5 protein-coding genes and 1 pseudogene are annotated in these 5,286 nt (G+C 50.8%); 4 read left to right on the top strand and 2 right to left on the bottom strand.

All coding sequences use genetic code 11. The annotated features are described in order from the left end of the window. The first annotated feature begins 880 nt into the window (after window positions 1–880). The 4 genes from H7R56_RS27440 to H7R56_RS27420 all read left to right on the top strand — a co-directional run bounded on the left by H7R56_RS27440 (window position 881) and on the right by H7R56_RS27420 (window position 3,938). Window positions 881–1,204, top strand: a complete 324-nt coding sequence (locus H7R56_RS27440) for a MobC family plasmid mobilization relaxosome protein (protein WP_163063187.1) — start codon at window positions 881–883, stop codon at window positions 1,202–1,204. Window positions 1,205–1,881: 677 nt separating this feature from the next. Then, entirely contained in the window at window positions 1,882–2,373 is a 492-nt protein-coding gene (locus H7R56_RS27430) for an MbeB family mobilization protein (RefSeq protein ID WP_015060400.1), read from the top strand. 6 nt (window positions 2,374–2,379) lie between these two features. Further along, a complete protein-coding gene (locus H7R56_RS27425) occupies window positions 2,380–2,595 on the top strand; it encodes an MbeD family mobilization/exclusion protein (RefSeq protein ID WP_000137422.1) in 216 nt (71 codons plus the stop codon). 645 nt (window positions 2,596–3,240) lie between these two features. Then, window positions 3,241–3,938, top strand: a protein-coding gene (locus H7R56_RS27420; protein ID WP_227674763.1) for an IS1 family transposase whose coding sequence is annotated in 2 segments (ribosomal slippage) — window positions 3,241–3,490 and window positions 3,490–3,938 — 699 coding nt in all. Because the reading frame shifts where the segments join, the coding sequence is not laid out codon by codon here. 14 nt (window positions 3,939–3,952) lie between these two features. Here the strand turns inward: H7R56_RS27420 and H7R56_RS27415 are convergent. After that, window positions 3,953–4,129, bottom strand: a pseudogene (locus H7R56_RS27415) (IS1 family transposase); the annotation flags it as partial. A 151-nt stretch (window positions 4,130–4,280) separates the two neighbouring features. After that, on the bottom strand, window positions 4,281–4,943 hold the full coding sequence (locus H7R56_RS27410; RefSeq protein ID WP_072661022.1) for a GNVR domain-containing protein: 663 nt from the start codon (window positions 4,941–4,943) through the stop codon (window positions 4,281–4,283). Window positions 4,944–5,286 lie beyond the last annotated feature (343 nt).

Here is a 5,286-nt window from a genome sequence, read left to right as displayed (position 1 = left end):
ACTTCTGAACCGTGGTAACAGGGTGTACAAGACCGCTGCCACCAAATTCGTCCTTCCAGTTTAGCCGTAGTTTGGCTCTGACTTCAAGAACTCTGTATCAGTAATCTCTTGTACACCCTCTTACCAGTGGCTGCTGCCAGTGGCGCTTTGTCGTGCCTTTCCGGGTTGGAATCAAGTTGAAAGTTACCGGAGGAGGCGCAGCGGTCGGACTGAACGGGGGGTTCGTGCATACAGTCCAGCTTGGAGCGAACTGCCTTCCCGGAACTGAGTGTCAGGCGTGGAATGAGATAAACGCGGCCATAACAGCGGAGTGACACCGGTAAACCGAAAGGCAGGAACAGGAGAGCGCACGAGGGAGCCACCAGGGGGAAACGCCTGGTATCTTTATAGTCCTGTCGGGTTTCGCCACCACTGATTTGAGCGTCAGATTTCGTGATGCTTGTCAGGGGGGCGGAGCCTATGGAAAAACGGCTTTGCCGCGGCCTTATCGCTTCCCCGTTAAGTTTCTTCCTGGTATCTACCAGGAAATTTCCGCCCCATTCGTAAGCCCGCACCGCTCGCCGCAGCCGAACGACCGAGCGCAGCGAGTCAGTGAGCGAGGAAGCGGTATATATTCTGTATCACATATTCTGCTGACGTACCGGTGCCGCCTTTTTTCTCCTGCCACATGAAGCACTTCACTGACACCCTCATCCGTGTCAACATATTAAGCCAGTATACACTCCGCTAGCGCTACGTGACTGGTTCAGGGCTGCGCCCCGAAACCCGCCAAAAGCCACTGACGCGCCTGCGGCTTGTCCAACCCCGCGCCGACCGGGAAAGGCTTTCCCGCCCGTCCCGGCGTTATCAGGAGGCCGGTTTGTCAGAGAAACGGAACAAGATGCTCACCATGTGGGTGACGGAGGGCGAGCACCGGCGGCTGCTTGAGCGCTGCGACGGCAGGCCGCTGGCGGCGTGGATGCGGCAGACCTGCCTGGACGAAAAGCCTGCGCGCACCGGAAAGCTCCCCTCACTCTCGCCGGCGCTGCTGCGCCAGCTTGCCGGTATGGGCAATAACCTGAACCAGATAGCCCGCCGTGTTAACGCCGGCGGCGGCACCGGCCATGACAGGGTACAGATTGTGGCGGCGCTGATGGCCATCGATGCCGGGCTTGAGCGGCTGCGGCACGCCGTTCTTGAGAAAGGAACGGACGATGATCGTTAAATTTCATCCACGCGGTCGCGGCGGTGGCGCCGGGCCGGTGGACTATCTGCTGGGTAAAGACCGGCAGCGTGAAGGCACCAGCGTCCTGCAGGGGAAGCCGGAAGAAGTCCGGGAGCTGATTGACGCGTCGCCTTACGTGAAGAAATACACCTCCGGCGTACTGTCGTTTGCGGAGGCCGATCTGCCTCCCGGCCAGCGGGAAAAACTGATGGCCAGCTTCGAGCGGGTTCTGATGCCCGGACTCGATAAAGATCAGTACAGCATTCTGTGGGTGGAGCACGCGGACAAGGGGCGTCTGGAGCTGAACTTTCTGATCCCCAATACCGAACTGCTGACCGGCAGGCGGCTCCAGCCGTACTACGACCGCGCCGACCGGCCGCGCATCGATGCCTGGCAGACCATCGTGAACGGCAGACTGGGGCTGCATGACCCGAACGCGCCGGAAAACCGCCGGGCGCTTGTCACGCCGTCCGGACTGCCGAAAACGAAGCAGGAGGCCACTGAAGCCATCACGCGCGGACTGCTGACCCTTGCTTCGTCCGGGGAGCTGAAAAACCGTCAGGACGTCACTGAGGCGCTGGAACGGTCAGGTTTTGAGGTGGTGCGCACCACGAAAAGCAGTATCAGCATTGCCGACCCGGACGGGGGGCGAAACATCCGACTGAAGGGAGCCATCTATGAGCAGTCTTTTAACGCTGGCGAAGGACTTAGAGCAGCAATCGAAAGCGCAGAAGCAGAGTACCGGCGAGATGCTGAAAGCCGCATTCAGCGAGCACGAGCAGTCTGTCAGAGCGGAACTGAGCGCAAGCGCGAGGAGAATCAGCGACGCCATCCTCGCCCACGAGCAGAGTATGAGCGAGGCGATGGAGAAAAACCGGCGGAGCGTACTGCGGACTGCCGGGCGGACATGGCTCACCATCCTGATGGTGTCAGCGCTGCTGATCGGCACGAGCGGGAGCATTCTGTGGTGGCAGGGGCAGCAGATAACCGACAATTACACGCATCTTCGTCAGCAGGAAGATACCCTGGCGAAAATGACCGCCCGGACGTGGGGAGTGCGCTATCAGGAGAGCAGCGACGGCCGGAGGTTTCTTATCCTGCCGCCGGGGATGCAAACCGAAGCCATCCCCTACGACGGGACGACATGGATCCGCCTGAAACAGGAGTAGCGGAAAATGACAGAGCTGGAAAAGCAGTTGCTGAGCGCATTAGAGCAGCTACAGCAGGACTACTCGCAAAGGCTGGACGAATGGGAGAGCGCCTTCGCGGAATGGCGGAGCATGTGTGGGCTTATGCAACGGGAGAACGCGGTGCTGAACGAGCGCGTGTCGGACTTGAGCACGCAGGTGCTGAGTTTAAGCGAGCAGCTGCGCCGCTTGTCCGGGAACTGAATGCCATCGAGCTTCGGCAGAGGGAGAATGAGTATCAGAAAACACTGGAGCTGGAGCGCCAGCCGCAGAAAACCTACCGCGGGCCGACACTTTAAACCATCCAGGCAGCTGACAACCCGCACGAAGAGGGGCTCTTATTTCTCCCGCTAAATAGGTTCGTGATCAAAAAGGTCACGACTTATTCAGGAGCGGGAAATGAAGCTGTTAAATCTTATTGAATCATTGCTTAACTGCCTGTATCTGGCGGCGGAGCTGTGGGACTGGCTGGAGAAGCATTTGTCGGTTTTTAAGGCATTGGCGCGGATTTTAGTGTGACTTTAACATCCATGCATCTGGCTGCATGACTATGCACCAGTGTAATATTCAGCGGCTGCGTTTCTGGTGTTTTTTCGTTATGTCTGTCGCCACTTTCTCGCGTCTGGCACCGGAAACGCAGCCAACCCCGTTTCAGCGGTGCGCCCAACGGATGTTATGGTAAATTAGGCGCATGATAACTCATTCCGTATATATTATTTTCTTTAGTAACGTATGGACAGGATATTGGTAAATGGATTCAGTAAAAAAAACGGGATTGATGAAGCTGAAATGCAGGTAATGCTGCCAACTTACTGATTTAGTGTATGATGGTGATTTTAAGGTGCTTGCGTGGCTTCCATTTCCATCAGATGTCCTTCCTGCTCCACTACTGAAGGCGTGGTGCGTAACGGCAAAAGCACCGCCGGACATCAGCGCTATCTCTGCTCTCACTGCCGTAAAACATGGCAACTACAGTTCACTTACACCGCCTCTCAGCCCGGTACGCACCAGAAAATCATTGATATGGCCATGAATGGCGTCGGATGTCGCGCCAGTGCACGCATTATGGGCGTTGGCCTCAACACGGTTTTACGTCACTTAAAAAACTCAGGCCGCAGTCGGTAACCTCGCGCATACAACCGGGCAGTGATGTGATTGTCTGCGCTGAAATGGACGAACAGTGGGGCTACGTCGGTGCTAAATCACGTCAGCGCTGGCTGTTTTACGCGTATGACAGGATACGGAGGACGGTTGTGGCGCACGTCTTCGGTGAACGCACTCTGGCCACACTGGAGCGTCTTATGAGCCTGCTGTCACCCTTTGACGTGGTGATATGGATGACGGATGGCTGGCCGCTGTATGAATCCCGCCTGAAGGGAAAGCTGCACGTAATCAGCAAGCGATATACGCAGCGAATTGAGCGGCATAACCTGAATCTGAGGCAGCACCTGGCACGGCTGGGACGGAAGTCGCTGTCGTTCTCAAAATCGGTGGAGCTGCATGACAAAGTCATCGGGCATTATCTGAACATAAAACACTATCAATAAGTTGGAGTCATTACCGCCATTTCAGTGATCAGCTCTTTCATACCCGGCTTACGTGCTTGATAAGTATAAGTGAGCTGAAATACACGGTGGCAGTCACGGCAGCGAAATCTGTCACGGCCTTTAGGGTTCTGACCATGGCGGTAAACCCGAGCTGACTGACAACGGGGACAATGAATATTAACGCTGGCTATGAGATAACCTCAAAAGCCCGTATTATACATCAGATTCAACTAATTAGAGGCATCACCCAGTGAGATTTGTCGGGAGGCCCGCTATTAGCGGGCTTTTCTGCATCAGGCGTGTAACGGATGTTGCTAGAATACGGTTATTAATCGTTACAGGCTAATAAAAAGACCTATTTGACTTATTTTTATAGTCAAGTACAGATCTTTTTATTATATGGTAAGAGGAGGAAAAGATAATAGCCATAATTAACGTTAGAGTCATAATTAAAGCTGGTTTATACTTTTTATTTACTATTTCATTATTGATTGAAATAAAGTTTCTTTCTCCGGAAGTGTTTGTTTTAGTTAATAATGCAATTTTTGCATATGTTTCAGTGCCATTTATATAGTTGCTATCCTGGTTGTTAACTATGCTTTTATAAGTTTTATAATCTTGGATGTACCAGTCATTAATAGCTTTATGGATAGCGTTTACTTCAGCGGTAACCGAGGGTTTGTAACGGTCATCACCAGCCCATGACAGGTTTATTTTTTTTCCTCTTTCATCTATATTTGATGTTATAGAATTGCTTTTGTTTTTTATTATTGATTGTATCATGTTCGCTTTGCAATAAAAGTCATCCCCACAGTTAATAATCATACCTGGCGAATTAGTGATCATATTTAATTCGTACTTTACACTTATTTTGTTTTTGTTTATTAACAAAAAAATAGATGACAAAATCAATGAGAAAATAACAAACAAAATAATACTCATTATTTTGTTTTTGAGAAAGAGAAATAACTCGATAACATCAATATCAGATGAATTTTTTTCCATTTTTATATACCAATAATATTTATTAAAGTATGGGTTAAATAAATAAATAAAATTAAAAAGGCTGTGATGAATATTTTTGCGGATTTAGTGTATTTCATTTTAAAAGCCAATCGAATAAAAAAACATTTTACCTACTATTTAGGTGTGAAAAAACTCCTAAAATCATTTTTTTTGTTTCTTTTTTGTTCGGTCATGTCTATGGAGGGAGTTGTTGTTAGCCTGTATCCTTTCAACATATTTTAAGATCTTCTTGAGATCCTTGCGTTACAGCCGTAATCTCTTGCTCTGAAAACGAAAAAACCACCTGGGGAGGTGGTTTTTCGAAGGTTCAGTAAGTTGGGGA

The sequence above is a fragment of the Klebsiella sp. WP3-W18-ESBL-02 genome (assembly GCF_014168815.1).
Taxonomy (GTDB): Bacteria; Pseudomonadota; Gammaproteobacteria; order Enterobacterales; family Enterobacteriaceae; genus Kluyvera; species Kluyvera ascorbata_B.
This window is presented reverse-complemented; position numbering and strand designations above follow the sequence as displayed.

What these genes read in the sequence shown, in the direction of transcription:
- H7R56_RS27440 (WP_163063187.1), top strand. Translation starts at nt 881, where the DNA reads ATGCTCACCATGTGGGTGACGGAGGGCGAGCACCGGCGGCTGCTTGAG.
- H7R56_RS27430 (WP_015060400.1), top strand. Translation starts at nt 1,882, where the DNA reads ATGAGCAGTCTTTTAACGCTGGCGAAGGACTTAGAGCAGCAATCGAAA.
- H7R56_RS27425 (WP_000137422.1), top strand. Translation starts at nt 2,380, where the DNA reads ATGACAGAGCTGGAAAAGCAGTTGCTGAGCGCATTAGAGCAGCTACAG.
- H7R56_RS27410 (WP_072661022.1), bottom strand. Translation starts at nt 4,943, where the DNA reads ATGGAAAAAAATTCATCTGATATTGATGTTATCGAGTTATTTCTCTTT.